This window comes from Salinispora sp. H7-4, assembly GCF_013416675.1.
Lineage (GTDB): Bacteria > Actinomycetota > Actinomycetes > Mycobacteriales > Micromonosporaceae > Micromonospora > Micromonospora vitiensis.
Window position 1 is genome coordinate 88,879 of the sequence record NZ_JABZED010000003.1, and the last position, 18,692, is coordinate 107,570.

22 protein-coding genes are annotated in these 18,692 nt (G+C 70.8%); 3 read left to right on the forward strand and 19 right to left on the reverse strand.

Translation table 11 applies throughout. The annotated features are described in order from the left end of the window. Positions 1-18 precede the first annotated feature (18 nt). The gene (locus tag H0524_RS02300) at positions 19-537 is read left to right on the forward strand and encodes a phosphatase PAP2 family protein (protein WP_218941353.1); all 519 of its coding nucleotides are present in this window, start codon (positions 19-21) and stop codon (positions 535-537) included. Positions 538-594: 57 nt separating this feature from the next. Here H0524_RS02300 and H0524_RS02305 read toward each other — a convergent pair whose 3' ends face one another. The 5 genes from H0524_RS02305 to H0524_RS02320 form a co-directional block, all read right to left on the reverse strand. Beyond that, positions 595-1,563: an NAD(P)-dependent alcohol dehydrogenase gene (locus H0524_RS02305; RefSeq protein WP_180197188.1), complete on the reverse strand. Its 969-nt coding sequence runs from the start codon at positions 1,561-1,563 to the stop codon at positions 595-597. Between the two features lie 10 nt (positions 1,564-1,573). Then, positions 1,574-1,834 (reverse strand): hypothetical protein, encoded by a 261-nt coding sequence (locus H0524_RS02310; protein ID WP_018216654.1) that lies wholly within the window; start codon positions 1,832-1,834, stop codon positions 1,574-1,576. Positions 1,835-1,854: 20 nt separating this feature from the next. Then, on the reverse strand, positions 1,855-2,205 hold the full coding sequence (locus H0524_RS02315; protein ID WP_050576931.1) for a winged helix-turn-helix domain-containing protein: 351 nt from the start codon (positions 2,203-2,205) through the stop codon (positions 1,855-1,857). 266 nt (positions 2,206-2,471) lie between these two features. Continuing rightward, positions 2,472-2,789, reverse strand: a complete 318-nt coding sequence (locus H0524_RS24420) for a DUF6059 family protein (RefSeq protein WP_255435755.1) — start codon at positions 2,787-2,789, stop codon at positions 2,472-2,474. Positions 2,790-2,951: 162 nt separating this feature from the next. Then, the gene (locus H0524_RS02320; protein ID WP_180197189.1) at positions 2,952-3,545 is read right to left on the reverse strand and encodes a hypothetical protein; all 594 of its coding nucleotides are present in this window, start codon (positions 3,543-3,545) and stop codon (positions 2,952-2,954) included. Positions 3,546-3,686: 141 nt separating this feature from the next. Between H0524_RS02320 and H0524_RS02325 the strand changes: the two genes are divergently transcribed. After that, on the forward strand, positions 3,687-4,004 hold the full coding sequence (locus tag H0524_RS02325; RefSeq protein WP_180197190.1) for a hypothetical protein: 318 nt from the start codon (positions 3,687-3,689) through the stop codon (positions 4,002-4,004). 10 nt (positions 4,005-4,014) lie between these two features. On the opposite strand, the gene H0524_RS02330 is transcribed toward H0524_RS02325, so the two are convergent. The 3 genes from H0524_RS02330 to H0524_RS02340 form a co-directional block, all read right to left on the reverse strand. Then, on the reverse strand, positions 4,015-4,482 hold the full coding sequence (locus H0524_RS02330) for a ribose-5-phosphate isomerase (protein WP_018727837.1): 468 nt from the start codon (positions 4,480-4,482) through the stop codon (positions 4,015-4,017). A gap of 83 nt (positions 4,483-4,565) precedes the next feature. After that, positions 4,566-5,780: a DUF1015 family protein gene (locus H0524_RS02335; protein ID WP_180197191.1), complete on the reverse strand. Its 1,215-nt coding sequence runs from the start codon at positions 5,778-5,780 to the stop codon at positions 4,566-4,568. 132 nt (positions 5,781-5,912) lie between these two features. Further along, positions 5,913-6,536, reverse strand: a complete 624-nt coding sequence (locus H0524_RS02340) for a disulfide bond formation protein DsbA (RefSeq protein ID WP_180197192.1) — start codon at positions 6,534-6,536, stop codon at positions 5,913-5,915. A 217-nt stretch (positions 6,537-6,753) separates the two neighbouring features. On the opposite strand from H0524_RS02340, the gene pepN reads away from it, so the two are divergent. Then, positions 6,754-9,300, forward strand: coding sequence for an aminopeptidase N (gene pepN, locus H0524_RS02345; RefSeq protein WP_180197193.1), 2,547 nt, complete (start codon positions 6,754-6,756; stop codon positions 9,298-9,300). Positions 9,301-9,369: 69 nt separating this feature from the next. On the opposite strand, the gene H0524_RS02350 is transcribed toward pepN, so the two are convergent. From H0524_RS02350 to H0524_RS02400, 11 genes are all read right to left on the reverse strand, one after another. Then, positions 9,370-9,783: a DUF5130 family protein gene (locus H0524_RS02350; protein ID WP_018216662.1), complete on the reverse strand. Its 414-nt coding sequence runs from the start codon at positions 9,781-9,783 to the stop codon at positions 9,370-9,372. Further along, positions 9,770-10,057 carry a hypothetical protein gene (locus tag H0524_RS02355; protein ID WP_018727832.1) on the reverse strand — a complete coding sequence of 96 codons (288 nt, stop codon included), beginning with the start codon at positions 10,055-10,057 and terminating at the stop codon, positions 9,770-9,772. Before H0524_RS02355 ends, H0524_RS02350 begins: the two co-directional genes overlap by 14 nt. A 70-nt stretch (positions 10,058-10,127) precedes the next feature. Further along, positions 10,128-11,594, reverse strand: coding sequence for an amidase (locus H0524_RS02360; RefSeq protein WP_180197194.1), 1,467 nt, complete (start codon positions 11,592-11,594; stop codon positions 10,128-10,130). Continuing rightward, positions 11,591-12,676 carry an amidohydrolase family protein gene (locus H0524_RS02365; protein ID WP_180197195.1) on the reverse strand — a complete coding sequence of 362 codons (1,086 nt, stop codon included), beginning with the start codon at positions 12,674-12,676 and terminating at the stop codon, positions 11,591-11,593. The genes H0524_RS02360 and H0524_RS02365 overlap by 4 nt, the downstream gene beginning before the upstream one ends. After that, on the reverse strand, positions 12,676-13,200 hold the full coding sequence (locus H0524_RS02370) for a 3-hydroxyanthranilate 3,4-dioxygenase (protein WP_018727829.1): 525 nt from the start codon (positions 13,198-13,200) through the stop codon (positions 12,676-12,678). Before H0524_RS02370 ends, H0524_RS02365 begins: the two co-directional genes overlap by 1 nt. Beyond that, positions 13,197-13,661: a RidA family protein gene (locus H0524_RS02375; RefSeq protein WP_180197196.1), complete on the reverse strand. Its 465-nt coding sequence runs from the start codon at positions 13,659-13,661 to the stop codon at positions 13,197-13,199. The genes H0524_RS02370 and H0524_RS02375 overlap by 4 nt, the downstream gene beginning before the upstream one ends. After that, positions 13,658-14,431 (reverse strand): 2-keto-4-pentenoate hydratase, encoded by a 774-nt coding sequence (locus tag H0524_RS02380; protein WP_180197197.1) that lies wholly within the window; start codon positions 14,429-14,431, stop codon positions 13,658-13,660. Before H0524_RS02380 ends, H0524_RS02375 begins: the two co-directional genes overlap by 4 nt. After that, on the reverse strand, positions 14,428-15,483 hold the full coding sequence (dmpG, locus tag H0524_RS02385) for a 4-hydroxy-2-oxovalerate aldolase (protein WP_018216669.1): 1,056 nt from the start codon (positions 15,481-15,483) through the stop codon (positions 14,428-14,430). The genes H0524_RS02380 and dmpG overlap by 4 nt, the downstream gene beginning before the upstream one ends. Beyond that, positions 15,480-16,406: an acetaldehyde dehydrogenase (acetylating) gene (locus tag H0524_RS02390; protein ID WP_180197198.1), complete on the reverse strand. Its 927-nt coding sequence runs from the start codon at positions 16,404-16,406 to the stop codon at positions 15,480-15,482. Before H0524_RS02390 ends, dmpG begins: the two co-directional genes overlap by 4 nt. Next, positions 16,403-17,200, reverse strand: coding sequence for a 2-keto-4-pentenoate hydratase (locus H0524_RS02395; RefSeq protein WP_180197199.1), 798 nt, complete (start codon positions 17,198-17,200; stop codon positions 16,403-16,405). Before H0524_RS02395 ends, H0524_RS02390 begins: the two co-directional genes overlap by 4 nt. Further along, complete coding sequence (locus H0524_RS02400; RefSeq protein ID WP_180197590.1) at positions 17,197-18,678, reverse strand: 2-hydroxymuconic semialdehyde dehydrogenase; 1,482 nt, start codon at positions 18,676-18,678, stop codon at positions 17,197-17,199. Before H0524_RS02400 ends, H0524_RS02395 begins: the two co-directional genes overlap by 4 nt. Between the last annotated feature and the right edge of the window lie 14 nt (positions 18,679-18,692).

Genomic DNA, 18,692 nt, shown 5'->3' on the forward strand with positions numbered 1-18,692 from the left:
GCGGTGTGGGCGACGGCCATGCCACTCGCCGTCGCCCTCCACGCCACCGCGCCGTCGTGGTTCGCCGGGCTCGGTTGGGGGCTGCTCGCCGTCCTGTTCGGTTCCCTCGTGCCGTACGGCATCATCTATTTCGGCGTACGTCGCGGCACGCTCACCGATCACCACATCGGCGTCCGCGAACAACGCCGCAAGCCACTGGTCTACGGACTGTTCTCCCTGCTCGCCGGCCTCGTCGTGCTGGTCTTGCTGGGTGCGCCGCGGCCGCTTGTCGCGATGGTTGTCGTGATGTTCGCGGTCCTGCTGGTCACCACCGGGATCAACCAGGTGTGGAAGCTCAGCGCGCATGCCGCGGTGTCGGCCGGCTCCGCTGGTGTGCTCATCAACGTCTTCGGCCCGGCACTTCTCGTCGTCGTCCCGGTCGTGGCGCTGGTCGCCTGGTCGCGGGTCCGGCTCCGCGATCACACCACCAGCCAGGTCCTCGCCGGAGCCGCCGTGGGTGTGCTGGTCGCGGTCCCCACGTTCCTCGTACTCTCGTAATCCGGCCCGGCTCAGGGCCGGCGTGCAGTGCGACGTCGAACGAGGTGAACCGGCCGGTCAGACGGTGATGATGACCTTTCCCCGGGCGTGGCCTCCCTCCAGGTAGCTGATCGCCTCGGGCACCTCGCTCAGGGGGTAGGTCCGGTCGAGGACCGGGGTGACCTTTCCGGATTCGAAGAGATCGCACAGCGCCGCCAGGTCGTCCCGGTTGGGGCTCGCCACGAAGAACACCAGGCGTTGCCGTACGAACGGCGACAGGGCGAGCCCACGGAGTACGCGAGCCAGCGGGCCGAGCAGCCCGTCGCCCGTACCGCTGTTGAGGATGAGTGTGCCCCGCGGGGTGAGCATGCGTCGGCAGGCGAGCAGCGGGTGGTTACCGACGTTGTCGAGGAGCAGGTCGTAGCGTCGTCCGCCGCGGGTGAAATCCGCTGTGGTGTAGTCGATGACATGGTCGGCACCCAGATCGCGGACCAGCTCGACGTTTCGGCTGCTGCAGACCCCGGTCACCTCGGCTCCCAGTGCCTTGCCGATCTGTACGGCGAAGGTGCCCACGCCACCCGCCGCGCCGTTGACCAGGAGCCGCTGACCGGGTTGCAGCCGCCCGTGGTGCCGTAGCGCCTGGTAGGCGGTGAGGGCGGCCACCGGCACGGAGGCGGCCTGTTCCAGGGTCAGGCTGGCCGGCTTTTTCAGCACTCCGGCGTCGTGGCGCATCGTGACGTACTCGGCGAACGCCCCCTGCTGCAGGGCGAACACCTCGTCTCCGACCTCGAGCGTGGTGACGTTACTGCCCACCGCTTCGACCTGCCCGGCCAGGTCGTACCCGAGCGTGTTCGCCTTGGGACGGGCCAGCCCACCCTGGGCCCGGGTGATGTACGGGCTGCCGCGCATCATGTGCCAGTCCAACGGGTTGACCGAGGCGGCCCGCACCCGGACCAGCACGTCGTCGGCACCGACGGCCGGCATCTCGAGATCTTCAAGGGTGAGGACGTCGGACGAGCCGTACGCGTAGTAACGGATTCCTTTCATCGGTTCCCTCTCATTCCACGCTGCGGAGGATGTGTTCGATCGATGCGGTACGGGTTCGTAGTTCGGCGAGGTCAACGGCGCTTCGCTGCTGGGCGTCGAGAGTGTTCTCGGCGAGCTTCTCGAACCGGTGCACGAGCTGACGCAGGTCGTCTGCGCGGGCGGCTGCCCGCTTCTCCTTTCGGCCCTCGAACAGCCCGACGATGACCAGGGCGACCAGGAAGGCCGCCACGATGACCACGACCAGCAGGAAGACTGTCGTTGGCCAGGACATTTCCCCTCCAAGCGGGTCCATTACGTTGACTCCTTGGGTGCGGGACCCTTTCCTGGGTCCGGCCGGGTGAGGGTCTGGGCCGCCTCGGCCACCGCCGATGCGGTCAGATGTAGATCGAAGTCGGTGACTTCGTAGTACTTCATGGCTTTCCCATCGTCGGAGAGCTCGAGCCGGCCGGTGATCAGGCCTGCTGCCTCCAGCCGCCGCAGGTGCATGTGCAGGAGTGGACGACTCACTCCAAGCTCGCGGGCCAGCTGGCTCACGTAGTCACGACGGCCGGCCAAGGTTGCGACGATGCGCAGTCGAATCGGATTGGCCAGAGCCGCCAGCATCTCGACCAGGTCGTCTCCGGTCGGTCCGCTCACTGACACAAGACCCCTTCACATGTCATTTTTTACTTACACGTGAAACTCTAGCAGTCCCCGCCCCCGCCGGCAACGCTCACCGCCGGCCGACAATGCGCGCCACCGGCCAGCAATGCGCACCGCCATTCGACCCGGCGCTGCCGCAACGACCGCCCAAGGCCAGGGGCGCGATGCCGACCCACGATCGAGGTCACTGCGGGATTCGGGCTAGTCGGCGGCGAGCTGGACGGCGGACAGCTGACCGCCACCCGCAGCACAGGGGGCCCGGATGATCACCACAACTGGCGCCAGATCCGCCGCTCCTCGTCGGTGAGGGGCTGATCTGGGACCAGCCGCTCCGGGTGACCCGGCGGCGGCTGCTCGATAACCCGCCGCCTGGAAGCGCCAGCCGGCGGACCCCCAACGACCGGGGGGAAACTGTCGGCCGGGACAGAGTCGCCTTCCGGGCCGGCACCGCCCGCGGGCGCCGCGTCACCCCAGCGGGCCCGACCGCCCCGCAGAATCTCCCGGGGATCCATTCCGACGACCGACGCCCCGAACAGGCTCAGGCCGAACGCCAACTCGGACGCGATTCGCCGGAGCCAACCCATCAGCCCGCCACCCCCGCGACAGGAGCGGCACGGTCGGCAACCAGTCCGGCCACTGATGCGTACGTCACGGAGCTCCTCGGGTCCGGCTCCAAGCTGAGCCGACCGATTCTCCCGAGCTCCACTCAACGGCGACTCAAGTCAACGGACGGAAGACCCGCCCCGTCAACTGTTGGTGATCCAGCTCCAGAACGACACCACCCACTCGGTCTGCTTGAGCCACCCGAAGCCGAGGCTGACCAGAAAGACCGCCGTCACCAGGTGCGCGCCGCGGGCGCCGCGTCGCACCCGGCCCAGACGCTGCTCCAGTACCACCCGGCCAACAAGCCGGGCGAGGGCGAAGAGCCCGACCGCGACCAGCAGACTCAGCAGAAAGATCAACAGTGGTGCGGCGAGGTTACCGCCACCCGAAATCGCCCAGATCCCCCAACAGACGAACGCGAAGAGTGCTCCGCCGGCGCTCCACTCCCGGCCCGGGCGGAGCTGCGCGAGGTGCCAGCTCATCGGCCGACGCGAAGGCCGCGCCTCCGGCCAGCCCGCTCCGTCCTGCTCCGGCTCGACCACCGGGAACGGCGTGGTCCGACCGACGCCGGTCTGCCCTACCGAGGCCACCCCCCGCTGGAAGGCATCCGGCTGCGGCGGCATCCCGCCTCCCCACTGCGGCGGCACCCCGATCCCGGGCTGCGGCGGCACCCCGACGCCTGGCTGCGGCGGCACCTCGACGGTCCGCTCGGCCCACGGTTGCGTCTGGTCGGCCATGTCGTCCCTCCCCTGGACCAGACGGGGACCGGCGGACCCCGTCTGCCTATCGAGGGTAGCCAGCACACAAACGTGGGTCCGGTCAGCACCGGCCTCCCGCTGCCATCGAGATCTTCGGACACCGCGGGGTACGGTCGGTTGATGGGTGACGTGGAACGACGACGGCGGCGGCACCGGAAACCCGCTGACCCCACCACCGAGAGCCCGAGCCCGGCCCGGACCGCGGCCGGGGGACAGAGCGGCGGCCAGCCGTCCCGGGTCCGCCGGGGCGGCGCCGAGGAGAGCGAACGCGGGCTGCGGGGCCTGGTCGGCTCGGGCTCGTCGCAGCTGAGCGTGACCGCGGCGATGCGAGCCCGGGACGCCACCCGACCGACGGAGCAGGACCTGGCGGAGGCGGAGGCCCGGGTAGTCCTGGTCCGCCGGAACTGGGTTCCACGCGAGGACCTCCCCCGCCGGTGAACGGCCCGGTTCAGGGCAGGTCCGGAAGCTTCCGGGTGCGCTCGTAGTCAGCCACCTGGTCGATGCGGCGGGTGTGTCGTTGCTTTTCGGAGAACGGCGTGGTCAGGAACGCCTCGACGATGGCGGTGGCCTCATCGAGGGTGTGCTGCCGCCCGCCGATCGCGACCACGTTGGCGTTGTTGTGCTCCCGGGCCAGGTGCGCGGTGTCGATACTCCAGGCCAGTGCTGCCCGCACACCGTCGATCTTGTTCGCGGCGATCTGCTCCCCGTTGCCGGAGCCCCCGATAACCACGCCGAGGCTACCCCGGTCGGCAACCACCCGGTCGCCGGTGTGTAGGCAGAACGCCGGGTAGTCGTCGTCCGGGTCGTAGGCGTGCGGGCCGACGTCAACCACGTCGTACCCCTCCTTGGCCAGGTGGTTGGCCAAGTGCGCCTTCAGCTCGAAACCGGCGTGGTCGGATCCCAGGTAGACACGCATACCGGCAGTCTGACAGGAGGTGACTCCGACCGACGCTCGCGGGTCGGTCGGAGACAACTTCAGCACAGCCCGGGTGGGTGTGCCTACCCTCCGCCCGGTCCGGACAGCAACTCGGCGACGACCAGGCCGCCACGGGCCTTCGGGGTGAACCAGGTGCTCTTGCGGGGCATCTTCTCCCGCGCCAGGTTCACCGCGACGAAGTCGTCCACGGTCACCGGTGCGACGAGCACGGCCAGCTCGGCGCGGCCGGCGTCAACCTCACCGGTGAGCCAGCTCGCCGGGTAGTCGCCGCCGACGTAGGTGATCCGCTTGTCGCCCGGGTCCAGCCCCAGCGTGTCCCGCAGCAGCAACCGCTCGACCAGGGCATGGTCCAGGTTCTCCAGGCGCCCCGCGCCGACCGGAGGCAGGCGTACGGCGTACGCCGCATCGGGGAGCCGGAGGTGGATGGTGCCGCCGGCCGCCGGGACCTCGACCGGGCCGTCGATCGGCTCGACCTGGGCACCGGCCGCGCGGAGCCGGTCGATCACCTCAGCTGGGCTGGTGGTGAGCTCGTCAACCAACCGGTTGTACGGGGCGATGGCGACCGAGGCCGGCGTGGTGACCACGGCCAGGAAGCGCGGTAGCCCGCCGGTCTGGGCCGCCAGACTGCGGTGGTTGCCGTCGGCGACGACCAGCTCGCCACCGCCGGCCAGAGCGGTCAGCTCGTCCTGCTGCTCGCCCGGACCGACCAGCCAGATGGCGTGCGTCCGTCCGGTCTGGTCGGTGTCGGTCGCCGCCGGCGCCCCGGCCCGGTCGGCCGCCGCCGCGAGGGCGGTGTGTAGCTCGTCGCCCCGGCCGGTCTGCAGCAGGAGCACCGGCGACAGCAGATGCCCCAGCGCCTCGGCCAGGGCCACCCGCTCGCGCACCTTGGCGATGAAGACATCCTCGTTGCGGATGACCAAGCCCGGCTCGGCGGCGCTGGTGGAGATCTGGTCGGTGTCGACCATGACGAACAGCCCGTACCCGGGCTCCTCCTGCGGGGCGCTGATCCGGTAGAGGACCACCACCTGCTCGGCGGGGGTGTAGCTGCCCGCCGCCTTCGCCTCGGCAAGCCGGGCTACCGCCTCCGGGAGCGCGTCGAGAAAGGCCTTCCCCCTGCTCTCCGGGGCCCGATGCGGCATCTCGATGCCGAGGGCGCTGTGCGGATTCACCTCGATGATCGAGGTGATCTCCGCGTCGTCGGCGAACTCATCGTAGTTCTGCGCGCCGGTGCCGCCGGTGGTGATCCAGGCCCGGGCGATTGGATGGGCGACCGTCATGCCCGCTGACGCTACCGGTATCGCTCATCCCCGGTATCCGGGCCCACCCGCTGCGCGCCGGAGCAACCCCCGATACCGGCGGTACTGCGGGCCCCGGGCATCTCCCGGGCGATGCCGGGGCCCGCCGCGCACTCAGTCGAAGATGGGGTCGAGCTCACGGGAGCGCTTGAGTTCGAAGAACCCCGGCGTGGCGGCGACCAGCAGGACTCCATCCCACAGTCGGCCGGCGACCTCGCCCCGGGGAGCCGGGGTGACGACCGGGCCGAAGAAGGCGACCGGTTTCCCGTCCGGACCCGGGGCATGGATGACGGGGGTACCGACGTCGGTGCCGACCGGCCGCATGCCCGCCTCGTGGCTGGCGCGCAGCGCTTCGTCGAACTCGGTGCGCTCGGCGGCCCCGGCCAGCTCCGGGTCCAGCCCGGCGTCGGTCAGGGCAGCGGTGAACAGCTCCCCGGTGAGCTGCTCGGACTGCAGATGGATCCGGTTGCCCAGCGCGGTGTAGAGGTCCCGCAGCGCCCCGGTGCCATACCGCTGCTCGGCGGCGACACAGACCCGGACCGGACCCCACCCGGACTTCATCAGCGCCTGGTACTCCGCCGGCAGGTCCCGGCCCTCGTTGAGCACGGACAGACTCATCACGTGGAAGCGGATCTCCACGGGCCGGACCCGCTCGACCTCCAGCAGCCAACGAGAGGTGATCCACGCCCACGGGCAGATCGGGTCGAACCACATGTCGACGGTGACACGCTCACTCACAGTGAAGCCCCTTTACGACCGGTGCGCCGGTTTTCGACGCCTGCCCCGATCCTCGCCGCAAGTTCCCGGGCACAACACGGAAAGAGACCGTGACCTGTCCCACCCACCGACACGGGTGCGTGTAAGACTCGACTCGCGCGACCGCTACGAGCGGTTGCCCAACGACGCCGCGGTCAGCGTGCGGTGAGACGAGAGATGGAGACGAACAGTGCCGGGAGTGCGCAACCTGAGGCAGGCGGAGGCCATTGAGCGAAGCCGGCTACTCGACGTGACCGGGTACGACATCAACCTGGATCTGTCGAGCGCCGTGCAGGCCGAAGGCGACACGTTCCGGTCCCGGACCGAGGTCCGGTTCCGGTGCAGTGAGCCGGGTGCGAGCACCTTCATCGAGGTCGCCGCGAACTCGGTCCGGTCGGCCACCCTGAACGGCACCCCGCTGGAGCTGGGTGGCTGGTCGGCGGAGGCGGGGCTCACCCTGCCCGACCTGGCCGCGGAGAACACCCTCGTGGTGGACGCGGACTTCGCGTACTCCAACAGTGGCCAGGGGCTACACCGCACGGTGGACCCGGTCGACGGCGAGACCTACCTCTACAGCCAGTTCGAGACGGCGGACGCGCAACGGGTCTACGCGGCCTTCGACCAACCCGACCTGAAGAGTGTCTACACCTGGCACGCCACCGTGCCGGAGCACTGGAAGGTCGTCTCCAACATGCCGGTGGAGCGGGAGGAGCCGGCCGGCGAGGGTGGCAAGACGGTTCACTTCGTGGAGTCGGTGCGGATGAGCACCTACATCACCGCGCTCTGCGCCGGGCCCTACCACGAGGTGCGGGACAGCCACGACGGCATCGACCTGGGCGTCTTCGTGCGCGCCTCGATGGCGCAGTACCTGGACGCCGACGATCTCTTCCTGGTCACGAAGCAGGGCTTCGACTTCTTCCACGCCCAGTTCGACATTCGGTACCCGCTACCCAAGTACGACCAGCTCTGGGTGCCGGACTTCAACGCGGGCGCGATGGAGAACTTCGGCTGTGTCACGCACGCCGAGTCGCTGTTCATCTTCCGGTCACAGGTCACCGACTTCGAGTACGAGCAACGCGCCAACACGATCCTGCACGAGCTGGCGCACATGTGGTTCGGCGACCTGGTCACCATGCGCTGGTGGAACGACCTCTGGCTGAACGAGTCGTTCGCCGAGTGGGCCAGCCACTGGTGCAACACCCACGCGACCCGCTTCTCCGAGGCGTGGACCACCTTCCTCTCCGTCCGCAAGAACTGGGGTTACCGACAGGACCAGCTCTCCTCCACCCACCCGGTCTACTGCGAGATGCCGGACCTGGAGGCGGTCGAGGTCAACTTCGACGGGATCACGTACGCCAAGGGCGCGAGCGTGCTCAAGCAGCTCGTCGCGTACGTGGGCGAGGAGCCGTTCGTGGCCGGGCTCCGGTCGTACTTCCGCAAGCACGCCTGGGGTAACGCCACCTTCGACGACCTGCTATCCGAGCTGGAGGCGGCCTCCGGGCGGGAGCTGCGCAAGTTCGCCGCCCAGTGGCTGGAGACCGCACAGGTGAACACGCTGCGCCCGGAGCTGACGATCGGCCCCGACGGCAACTACCAGCGGGTCGTGGTCCGCCAGGAGGCGCCGGCCGACCACCCGACCATGCGTACCCACCGGATCGGGGTCGGCCTCTACGACCGCACCGACGGCGGGCTGGTCCGCCGCGAGCGGTTGGAGGTCGACGTCGTCGGCGAGACCACGGAGCTGGCCGAGCTGGCCGGGGTTCCCGCCGCGGACGTGCTGCTGCTCAACGACGACGACCTGACCTACACCAAGCTGCGGCTCGACGAGCGGTCGATGGCCACCGTGGTGCAGCACATCACCGGCTTCGAGTCGTCGCTGGCGCGGGCGCTGTGCTGGACTGCCGCGTGGGACATGATCCGTGACGCCGAGCTGGCCGCCCGGGACTATGTGGCGCTGGTGCTCGCCGGCCTCCCCACCGAGACCGACATCAACCTGGTCACCGCCACCCTGCGGCAGGTCACCACCGCCCTCACCTTCTACGCCGACCCGACGTGGGCACCGAGCGGCTGGGCCGACCTGGCCCGCACCGCGAAGACCGCCCTCGCCGCCGCCGAGCCGGGCAGCGGCTTCCAGCTCGCCTGGGCGCGGGCGTACGCCTCCGCCGCTCGGTCGGCTGAGGACCTGGCGGCGTTGCGTGGCTGGCTGGAGGGGAACGGGGTCCCGGCCGGGCTGCGCATGGACACCGAGCTGCGGTGGTCGGTGCTTACCGCGCTGGTGACCAACGGCGCGGCCGGCCCCGACGACATCGAGGCGGAGCTGGCCTCCGACCGTACCGCCAGCGGCGAGCGGGAAGCCGCGTTGGCGCACGCGCTCGTGCCCACAGCGGAGAACAAGGCAGCCGTCTGGGCCCGGTTGACCGGCCCGGAGCCGCTGCCGAACTGGCGGCACCGTGCACTGTTGCGGGGCTTCGCCCACCCGACGCAGGTCGAGCTGGTCCGCCCCTACCGGGAGCGGTACTTCGCCACCATCGCGCAGGTCTGGGCCAGCCGGGACAGTGAGCCGGCGCAGGAGTTCGCCCTGCTGGCGTACCCGGCGTACCTGGTGGAGGAGGAGACCGTGGCGGCGACCGACGGGTGGCTGGCCGGCACGGGCCAACCGGCACCGCTGCGGCGGCTGGTCGCCGAGGGCCGCGACGGCGTCGTCCGGGCCCTCAAGGCCCGGGCGCGGGACGCCCGAAGCGGCTGACACGCAACGGCCCGGGGTCGGTGTGGAGCGTTCGCCCACACCGGCCCCGGGCCGAGTGCCTGCCGCGGGTCAGCAGCCCTTACCGGCGTGGCTGGCCAGTTGGTCCAGGCCGGTGACGATGCCACCGGTCAGGTCGCCGCCCCCGAAGGCGGCCACCATCGACAGCGCGGCGAGCCGCGCGTACGTGTCCGGGATGCGCCGGCGGGCGTGCTGGCCGGTGACGATCTCCAGCTGCCGCTGGTTCGGCGAGATCGCGATCAGGACCGACCGGTCGGGGTCGGCGAGCTGGCGGTGCCGCCGCTCGGCGTCTTCCCGGACCGGCTCGTCGAGGCCACCGACGAAAATCGAGAAGGTCAGCCCGGTGCTCTCGTCGGCCAGGCGCATGGCCTCGTCGACGCGGAGCAGCTGGCGGGTCGAGAACGGGCCGTCCAGCTCCGGCGGGGCCGCCGTCTCGGACGACGACTGCAGCTCACCAACGGTCACTTGCGCCTCCGGTTCCACCAGCCGGCGCCTGTTGGCCGGCCTGCTCCTGCTTACGGCCCGTCAGCGCGGGCGCCTGGGCGCCGGCGGTCAGTGCGGTGCCCGCCGAGTCGGCCAGCGCCTCCGGACTACTCAGGAACCAGACCGGAGTGAAGTCGAAGGGCCGGCCGGGGCGGTAGCGCTTGCCACCGCCACCAGCGCCGCGGCTGTTGGCGGCGTATGCCACACCAGCGATTACCAGCGCTGCTACCGCCGGGATTCCGACGAAGACCAGCAACGTATCGGTTACAGACAATCCCAACGCCCCCAGGCGAAAGAGAGACCAGGAATCCGGGTCGGGTGGACGGTCAGGTGGACGATTCCCCGACTCCGCTTGTGGTATTCACGTTAGCGGAGCCAACCGCCCGCCAGATTGCGGGGTGGCGATCCCACCCCCCACTGAGCTGCTCCAGCTGGGCGGCGGCGGCGAGCAGCTGCGCGTCGTTGCCCAGCCGGCCGCTGAGGAGGACCCCGACCGGTAGCCCGTCGGCGGTGGTACCCACCGGGAGCGACACCGAGGGGTCACCCGTGACGTTGAAAATTGCACAATACGGTGAGAACCGACGTTGACGGTCAAAGTCGTCCGCCGGGTCACGAACGTCGGCAAACCAGCCCACTGGTGCCTGCGGTGCGGCGAGGGTGGGACAGAGCAGCAGATCGCAGCCGGCGGTCCGGCGGATCCCGAGCCGGACCTGCGCCTGAAGCTCACCGAGCGCGGCGGTGAGGCTGGCAGCGGAGATCGCCGCCCCGCGGTCCCGCAGCAACCGGGTCAACGGCAGTAGCTGACTCTCTCGCTCGGGCGGCACCGGGGCGAGCGAGAGCACGTACCAGACGGTCTCGAACAGCGGCCATGCCGTCGGCGTCAACGGCGGCGGCACCTCGACCACCTCATGTCCGGCGGCGGTGAACAGGGCGGCGGCCTGGTCCACGGCGGCGACACAGTCCGGGTGGACGGGCTCGTCGGCGAGCATCGGGGTGGTGAAGCGGCCGATCCGCAGCCGGCCCGGCGTGGCGGTCCGGGCCGCCGCCAGCCAACCCCCGGCCGGCGGTGGCGGCGCCAGGTAGGGCTCACCGGGAACCGGCTGCGCCAACACGTCGAGCAACGCGGCCACGTCGGCCACGGTCCGCCCGATCGGGCCGCTGGTCGGCAGGCCGTACGCCCCGAAGCCGATCGGACCGCCGGAGACCACCCCCCGGCTGGGCTTGTAGCCGACCAACCCGCACAACGAGGCCGGGATACGCAGCGAACCGCCGCCGTCGGAGCCCTGGGCCACCGGAAGGAGGCCGGCCGCCACCGCGGCCGCCGCACCACCGCTCGAGCCGCCGGCGGTGTAGGCGAGATCCCACGGGTTACGGGCCGGCGGGGCGACCCGCCCTTCGGAGTAGAGCGAGCAGCCCAGCTCGGACGTGGTGGTCTTGCCGAGGCTGACCAGGCCAGCGGCCCGGATGAAGCGGACCACGTCCGCGTCGACCGGCGGTACGAAGTCGGCGAAGGCAGCGGAGCCGAAGGTCGTGCGTACGCCGGCGGTGAGGGTCAGGTCCTTGATCGCCGTGGGCACACCGTGCAAAGGTCCGCGGGCCGTGCGCCCAACGGCGTCCGCCGCGTCAGCGGCAGCGAGAGCCAGCTCCGGGGTCACGGTGACGAACGCACCGACGGTGTCCCCGAGCGCTGCCACCCGGGTCAGGTGGTGCTCGACCAGTTCCCGGCTGGTCCGCTCGCCGCTGGCGATCGCGGCAGCCTGCTCCAGTGCGGTCAGATCGTGCGGCTCGGTCATGCCGTAATCCTGCCCGCTGCCCGAACAGGCCGCTGCCCCGACAGGCCGTACGGGTCGGCCGCGGTGGGTTCGCCCTGCGCCCCGGCGGCGAGAAAACGCAGCGCGTTGCCGCCGAGCAGGCCGGCCCGTTGGTCCGGGGTGAGGAAATCGGAGCGATGCACGACCGCACCGACCGGCCGCTCCCCCAGTGGATACGGATAGTCGCTGCCGAGCAGCACCTGGTCGACGCCGATCGTGTCGACCAACAGCCGCAGCGCCGCCGGTTCGAACACCACCGAGTCGACGAAGAACCGGTCCACGTACGAACTGGGAGGCCGGGTCGAGGCGCCACGGACCAGATCTCCACGACGGCGCCAGGCATTGTCCGCGCGGCCCAGCCAGAACGGGAAGCTGCCACCGCCGTGCGCGAAGCAGATCCGCAACGTCTCCGGCACCCGGTCGAAGACCCCGCCAAGGATCATCGCCAGCACCGACAGGTGGGTCTCGGCCGGCATCCCGGTGAGCCACCGCGCCATCCACCGATCCAGCCGCGGCCCGCCGGGCATGTCCCACGGGTGGACGAAGACCGGCGCGCCGACCTCGGCGCAGTGGGTGAGGAACTCGACGATGCCGCTGTCGTCCAGGTCGAGGTCGCCGACGTGGTTGCCGATCTCCACCCCGGCGTGCCCGGCGGCGAGACAGCGGTCCAGCTCGGCGCTGGCGACCTCCGGGTCCTGCAACGGCACCTGGCAAAACGGCACCAGCCGGCCGTCTCCGGCGGCCGTGATCTCCAGCATGCGGTCGTTGAAGATCCGAGCCACCCGGGCCGCCTGGGCGGCGGGGCGGTCGTAGCTGAAGAAGACGGGCGTCGGCGAGACCACCTGCACGTCGACACCGTCGGCGGCCATGTCCGCCAATCGGATCGCCGGGTCCCAGCACTCCGCGCCGACCGGGCGGAACTCCATCTCGCCGACCATGATCATCGCAGCGCGCTCGGAGTCGACCCGCAGCCAGGGCCAGCCAGAACCACCGCAGGCCGCGGCGAGGTCCGGCCAACCCCGCGGTACGGCGTGCGAGTGCACATCAATAACGGGGCTACCCATCAGCCCTTGCCCGGATGCAGCGTGCCGCACTGGTCACAGGTCCGCGCCGCCTCGTCGGCGTAGAAGGTGGCGAAGACCGGGGGCAGGTCGGCGGCGATGTCCCGGACCTGCAACTCCACCTCGTGCACCTGGTTGGCGCACTCGGGGCAGTACCACCGGAACCGCTCCAGGGTGCCCTCCTCGCGGACCCGCTCAATCACCACACCGATCGAGCCGGCCTCCGGCCGCTGCGGCGAGTGCGGAACTCCGCGCGGCAGCATCCACATCTGCCCCTCGCGGATGTGCACCGTCTGCGGCCCGTCCGGGAGCATCAGGTTGACGTGCATGTCTCCTTTGACCTGGTAGAAGAACTCCTCGTACGGTTCGACGTGATAGTCGGTGCGCTGGTTCGGCCCACCGACGACCATGACGATGAAGTCGGAACTGCCGGGGAGTAGTTCCTTGTTGCCCACCGGTGGCTGCAGCAGGTGCTGGTTGTCCACGATCCAGCCGGGGAAGCTGAACGGCGCGGCGATCTCGCTCACAACGGACCTCCTTCGGGGCGCAGGGCAACGGCCTGCATTTCGATCAACAGGTGCGGGTGCGGTAGCTGGTGGACCGCCACCGTGGTCCGGGTCGGCCCGCCCGCGTCGAAGAACTCCGCCCACACCTCGTTGTAGCCACCGAAGTCGTTCATGTTGACCAGATAGCTGGTCACCTGCACCAGGTCGGCCAACCCGGCACCGACCGGCTCGAGCAGATCCCGGATGTTCGCGATCACCGCCCGGGTCTGGGCCCGGATGTCGAGGTTGGTGGTGCCGAACTCGTCAACGGCGACACCCGCGAAGGTGTTGTCCGGGCGGCGGGAGGAGGTGCCGGAGACGAAGATGAAGCCGCCGGCCACCTTGACGTGCGGGAAGGCCCCACGCGGCACAGCCTTCCCGGCCACGACCCGGGCGGCTGCCCGTCCACCGGGGTCCAGCACCGGCGGCGCCCCGCCGGTCACGCCGCCGCCCGCAGCGACGCGACGCCGAGCTTCTCCACCACCGCACGGACGTGCGCGCCAGGTCGCAGCGCGACGGCGGCCGTCGCGGCACCGGCCAGGAAGACCCAGCCCTGGTGGAGCCGAACCCCATTTTGGCCGGCGAGCCGGACCCCCTCGTCGAAGGCGCGACGCGGGTCACCCAGGATCGCCGCGGTCGACCCCACCTGGGCGACCTGGCCATCGATCTCCAGCAGCACGCCAAGGTTGTCCAGGCCGTCCGGAACCGGGCACCACGGCCCCACCACGAAGGCCCCCGCCGACGTGTTGTCGGCGATGACGTCCGGCAGGGAGAAGGTGAAGTCCGCGTACCGGGAGTCAATCAGCTCGATGGCCGGGGCGACCGCGCGGACCGCGGTGGCGAACTCCGCGACCGGCTCGCCCGGCTCGGGCTGCCGGTCCAGCAGAAAGGCCACCTCCGGCTCCACCCGGGGATGGATGAAGTCTCCGACCGAGACGGTCCCGCCGTCGGCGACCCGCATCCGGTCGGTGAGCCGGCCCCAGATCACCTCGTCCACACCGACCTGGGCCATCTTCGCCTTACTGGTCAGCCCCATCTTGAGGCCCACCAGCTGTTCACCCCGGTCCAGCCGGCGCCGCACCAACTCGGCCTGCACCGCGTACGCGGCGTCGACGTCGAGCCCGGTCTCGGCGGCGAGTTGGCCGATCGCCGTACCCCGGTCGGCCGCCGCGGCCAGTTGACCGGCGATCCCGGCGATATCTGCTCCGATCACGTCTCCTCCTTGCCGGCCAGGTCCAGCGCCACATCCACGATCATGTCCTCCTGGCCGCCGACCATCTGGCGCCGGCCCAGCTCGACCAGGATCGAGCGGACGTCCACGCCGTAGCGTTCGGACGCCCGCTCGGCGTGCCGAAGGAAGCTGGAGTAGACGCCGGCATAGCCCAGCGAGAGCGTCTCCCGGTCCACCCGTACCGGTCGGTCCTGCAACGGCCGGACCACGTCCTCGGCCGCGTCCATCAACGCGAAGACATCGCAGCCGTGCTCCCAACCGTGCAACTCGGCGACCGCGACGAAGACCTCCAGCGGCGCGTTGCCCGCGCCCGCACCCTGCCCGGCGAGGGAGGCGTCGACCCGGACGGTTCGGCCGGCCGGCGCGTCCAGCGGCCCATCCCCGAGGACCCGGCCGTGCTCCACCGCGACCACACTGTTCGCCACCCCGAGCGAGAGGTTGTGGTGGGCGTGGATGCCGATCTGCGTCTCCGGTTCGAGCACCTGACGGTAGGCGTCGACTCGCTCGGCCACGTCGGACATCAGCAGCCGACCGCCGGAGTCGGTGACGTAGACGCAGTGCGCCCCGTACGACTCCATCAGCTTGGCTTGCCCCGCCAACGCGGCCGGGTCGTTCATGTGGGCCATCATCAGGAACCCGGAGACGTCCATCCCGTTCTCCCGGGCCCAACCGATGTGCTGGGCGGAGATGTCGGCCTCGGTGCAGTGGGTGGCGATCCGCACGCTGGTGACGCCGAGGTCCCGCGCCGCCCTCAGGTCGGCGATGGTGCCGATTCCGGGCACCAGCAGCGTGGTCAGCCGCGCCGAGGTCAGCACCTCGGCCGCCGCCGCGATCCACTCCGCGTCGCTCGCCGCACCATGCCCGTAGTTGACACTCGACCCGGCCAGCCCGTCGCCGTGCGCCACCTCGATCGCCGCGATTCCGGCGGCGTCGAGCGCGGCGGCGATCGTCCGCACCTGGTCAACGGTGTAGCGGTGCGCGATGGCGTGCATCCCGTCCCGCAGCGTCACATCCTGGAGGTAGAGCTGGGTCATGCCGGCACCGCCCGCCGGGCGATCAGCCGCTCCGCGGTACGCAACGCGGCCGAGGTCATGATGTCCAGGTTGCCCGCGTACGTGGGCAGGTAGTGCCCGGCCCCGGAGACCTCCAGGAACGTCGAGACCTGCAGGGCGGTGAGGCGCCGACCAAGCGCCGGTAGGTAGCTGTCCACCCGGTCGAACTGCACATCCTGCTTCAGGCGGTAGCCGGGGACGTACTCCTGTACGTCCCGGACCATGTCGGCGATGGCGGTGGCGATCGCGGCGCGGTCCGCGTCCGGTTCCGGGCAGAGGCAGTACACGGTGTCCCGCATCAGCAGCGGCGGGTCAGCCGGGTTGAGCACGATGATGGCCTTGCCCAACTCGGCACCGCCAACCACCTCGATCGCCCGGGCGGTGGTATCGGTGAACTCGTCGATGTTGGCCCGGGTGCCCGGCCCGGCCGACTTCGCGGAGATCGAGGCGACGATCTCCCCGTACGCGACCGGGGTGACCCGGGCGACGGCGGCGACGATCGGCACGGTCGCCTGTCCGCCGCAGGTGACCATGTTGACGTTGGCTTCCTGCAGGTGTTCGTCCAGGTTGACCGGGGGTACCACGTACGGCCCGACCGCGGCGGGGGTCAGGTCGACCACGGTCCGACCGTGGGCGCGCAGCACGGCGTCGTGGTGTCGGTGCGCACCGGCGGAGGTGGCGTCGAAGACCAGCGCCACATTGGCGAACTCGGGTAGCGCCACGAGCCCCGCCACCCCCTCGGCGGTGGTGGTGACGCCGAGTCGCCGGGCCCGAGCCAGCCCGTCGGAGTCCGGGTCGATGCCCGCCATGGCGACCATCTGCAGACTGTCGCTGAGCCGCAAAACTTTGATCATCAAGTCGGTCCCGATATTCCCGGAACCGAGCACTGCCACCCCGACGCTCATTCCTCGACCTCCTTCGCGAAGCAGGTACGTACCGATCCGAGGCCGGAAATCCGCGCCTCATATGCGGCGCCGGGCGTCGCCGGCACCAGCGGGCCGAGCGCCCCGGAGAGCACCACGTCGCCCGCCCGCAGCGGATCGCCGGAGCGGGCGAGGGTCCGGGCCAGCCAGGCCAGCGCGTGCAGCGGGTTGCCGAGGCAGGCCGCCGCGGCACCGACCGAGACCGGCTCACCGGCCTGCTCCAGCACCATGCCGGCGAGCCGCAGATCCACATCGGCGAGCCGGCGGGGTGTGGTACCCAGCACGAACAGCCCGCTGGAGGCGTTGTCCGCGATGGTGTCCACGATGGCAATATCCCAGCCGGCGATCCGGGAGTCCACAATCTCGATCGCCGGTAACAGGTGATCTACCGCCCGGGTCAGGTCGGCGGTGGTGATCCGCTCGTCCGGCAGGTCCGCGCCGAGTACGAACGCGATCTCGGCCTCCACCCGGGGCTGGAGCAGCCGACCAGGCGGCACCTCCACCCCGTCGGGCACCGCCGTGACCTCGGTCAGCACCCCGAAATCCGGCTGGTAGACGCCGAGGCTCTCCTGCACCGCTGCAGAGGTCAGACCAATCTTCGCGCCCACCCGCCGGTGCCCCTGCCGCAGCCACTGGCGCACCTGCGCCTGTTGCACGAGGTACGCCGAGTCAATGTCGCCGTCCGGGATGAGCCGCCCGCGCAGCGGTGGGCAGGGTTTGCCGCTCTCCCGAGCCTCGATGAGCTCCCGGGCGGCGGTCTCGCAGTCGACAGTCATGTCAGGTCCACACAGACGTTGGTGAGCTCGGAATAGAAACCCAGCGAGTGAATGCCGCCCTCCCGGCCGACGCCGGAGGCCTTCACCCCGCCGAACGGGGTACGCAGATCACGCAGATACCAGGTGTTGACCCAGACGATCCCCGCGTCCAACCGGACACCGGCCCGGTGGGCCCGGCCCACGTCCCGGGTCCACACCGCCGCCGCCAGGCCGTACTCGGTGCCGTTGGCCAACGCGTACGCCTCCTCCTCGTCGTCGAAGGGCGCCACGTGCACGACCGGGCCGAAGATCTCCTCCCGGTTGGTCCGCGCATCCGGGCCGAGCCCGGTGAGCACCGTCGGTTGGATGTACGCGCCGCCGTCGCGGGCGTCGCCGAAGCGGGGCGTACTCCCGCCGGCGAGGACCTCCGCCCCGTCGGCGCGGGCCAGCTCGTAGTGGCCGAGCACCTTCTTCCGGTGGGTGGGCGAGATCAGCGGCATGTTCATCGTGGCCTCGTCAACGGGCCACCCGTACGGCAGCGCGGCGGCCCGCCCGGCCAGCCGGGCGGTGAACTCCGCGAAGACCGGACGCTGCACGTAGATGCGTTCGGTGCAGAGGCAGACCTGGCCACCGTTGGTGAAGCTGGACCGCACCGAGCCCTCCACCGCCGCCGACAGGTCGGCGTCGGCGAAGACCAGCCCGGCGTTCTTGCCACCCAGCTCGAAGGAGACCGCCTTCACCCCGTCGGCGGCGGCCCGCATGATGGCTCCGCCGGTGGTCGACTCGCCGGTGAAGGTGATCGCGTCGACGTCGGGGTGCCGGGTGAGGAACTCCCCGGCCGAGCCGGCTCCGAAGCCGTGCACCACGTTGAAGACGCCCTCGGGCACGCCGGCAGCGGCCATCACCTCGGCGAGCAGGGTCGCCGAGGCGGGTGTCTCCTCACTGGGCTTGACCACCACCGCGTTGCCGCAGGCCAACGCGGGCGCGACCTTCCAGGTGAGCAGGAGCAACGGCAGGTTCCACGGGACGATCACGGCGACCACGCCGACCGGCTTGCGCAACGCGTAGTTCAGCGCCCGACCACCGGATGGGGTGCGGGTACTGAACGACTCGGTCGGGGTGGTCGCGGCGATCTCGGCGAAGGCCCGGAAGTTGGCCGCGCCGCGCGGGATGTCCAGCGTCCGGGCCTGTGAGATCGGCTTGCCGGTGTCGGCCACCTCGGCGGTGACCAGGTCATCGAAGCGGCGCTCCAACTCGTCGGCGACCCGGAGCAGCACCTCGGCGCGCTCTCGTTCGCCGAGCCGGCCCCAGAGGCCGCGCAGCGCGGCACGGGCGGCGGCCACCGCGCCGTCCACTCCGGCCTGATCCGCCGCAACAACCTCGAAGAGCGGCTCCCCGGTGACCGGGCTGTGCTTGGTGAAGCGACGGCCAGTGGCAACGAACTCACCAGCGATGAAGTTGGGCAGCAGGGCCGGCCCGTCCGGTGCCCGGCCCGTCATCTGGCGCGCATCCC

What these genes read in the sequence shown, in the direction of transcription:
- H0524_RS02300 (WP_218941353.1), top strand. Translation starts at nt 19, where the DNA reads ATGCCACTCGCCGTCGCCCTCCACGCCACCGCGCCGTCGTGGTTCGCC.
- H0524_RS02305 (WP_180197188.1), bottom strand. Translation starts at nt 1,563, where the DNA reads ATGAAAGGAATCCGTTACTACGCGTACGGCTCGTCCGACGTCCTCACC.
- H0524_RS02310 (WP_018216654.1), bottom strand. Translation starts at nt 1,834, where the DNA reads ATGTCCTGGCCAACGACAGTCTTCCTGCTGGTCGTGGTCATCGTGGCG.
- H0524_RS24420 (WP_255435755.1), bottom strand. Translation starts at nt 2,789, where the DNA reads ATGGGTTGGCTCCGGCGAATCGCGTCCGAGTTGGCGTTCGGCCTGAGC.
- H0524_RS02320 (WP_180197189.1), bottom strand. Translation starts at nt 3,545, where the DNA reads ATGGCCGACCAGACGCAACCGTGGGCCGAGCGGACCGTCGAGGTGCCG.
- H0524_RS02325 (WP_180197190.1), top strand. Translation starts at nt 3,687, where the DNA reads ATGGGTGACGTGGAACGACGACGGCGGCGGCACCGGAAACCCGCTGAC.
- H0524_RS02330 (WP_018727837.1), bottom strand. Translation starts at nt 4,482, where the DNA reads ATGCGTGTCTACCTGGGATCCGACCACGCCGGTTTCGAGCTGAAGGCG.
- H0524_RS02335 (WP_180197191.1), bottom strand. Translation starts at nt 5,780, where the DNA reads ATGACGGTCGCCCATCCAATCGCCCGGGCCTGGATCACCACCGGCGGC.
- H0524_RS02360 (WP_180197194.1), bottom strand. Translation starts at nt 11,594, where the DNA reads ATGACCGAGCCGCACGATCTGACCGCACTGGAGCAGGCTGCCGCGATC.
- H0524_RS02365 (WP_180197195.1), bottom strand. Translation starts at nt 12,676, where the DNA reads ATGGGTAGCCCCGTTATTGATGTGCACTCGCACGCCGTACCGCGGGGT.
- dmpG (WP_018216669.1), bottom strand. Translation starts at nt 15,483, where the DNA reads ATGACCCAGCTCTACCTCCAGGATGTGACGCTGCGGGACGGGATGCAC.
- H0524_RS02390 (WP_180197198.1), bottom strand. Translation starts at nt 16,406, where the DNA reads ATGAGCGTCGGGGTGGCAGTGCTCGGTTCCGGGAATATCGGGACCGAC.
- H0524_RS02395 (WP_180197199.1), bottom strand. Translation starts at nt 17,200, where the DNA reads ATGACTGTCGACTGCGAGACCGCCGCCCGGGAGCTCATCGAGGCTCGG.
- H0524_RS02400 (WP_180197590.1), bottom strand. Translation starts at nt 18,678, where the DNA reads ATGACGGGCCGGGCACCGGACGGGCCGGCCCTGCTGCCCAACTTCATC.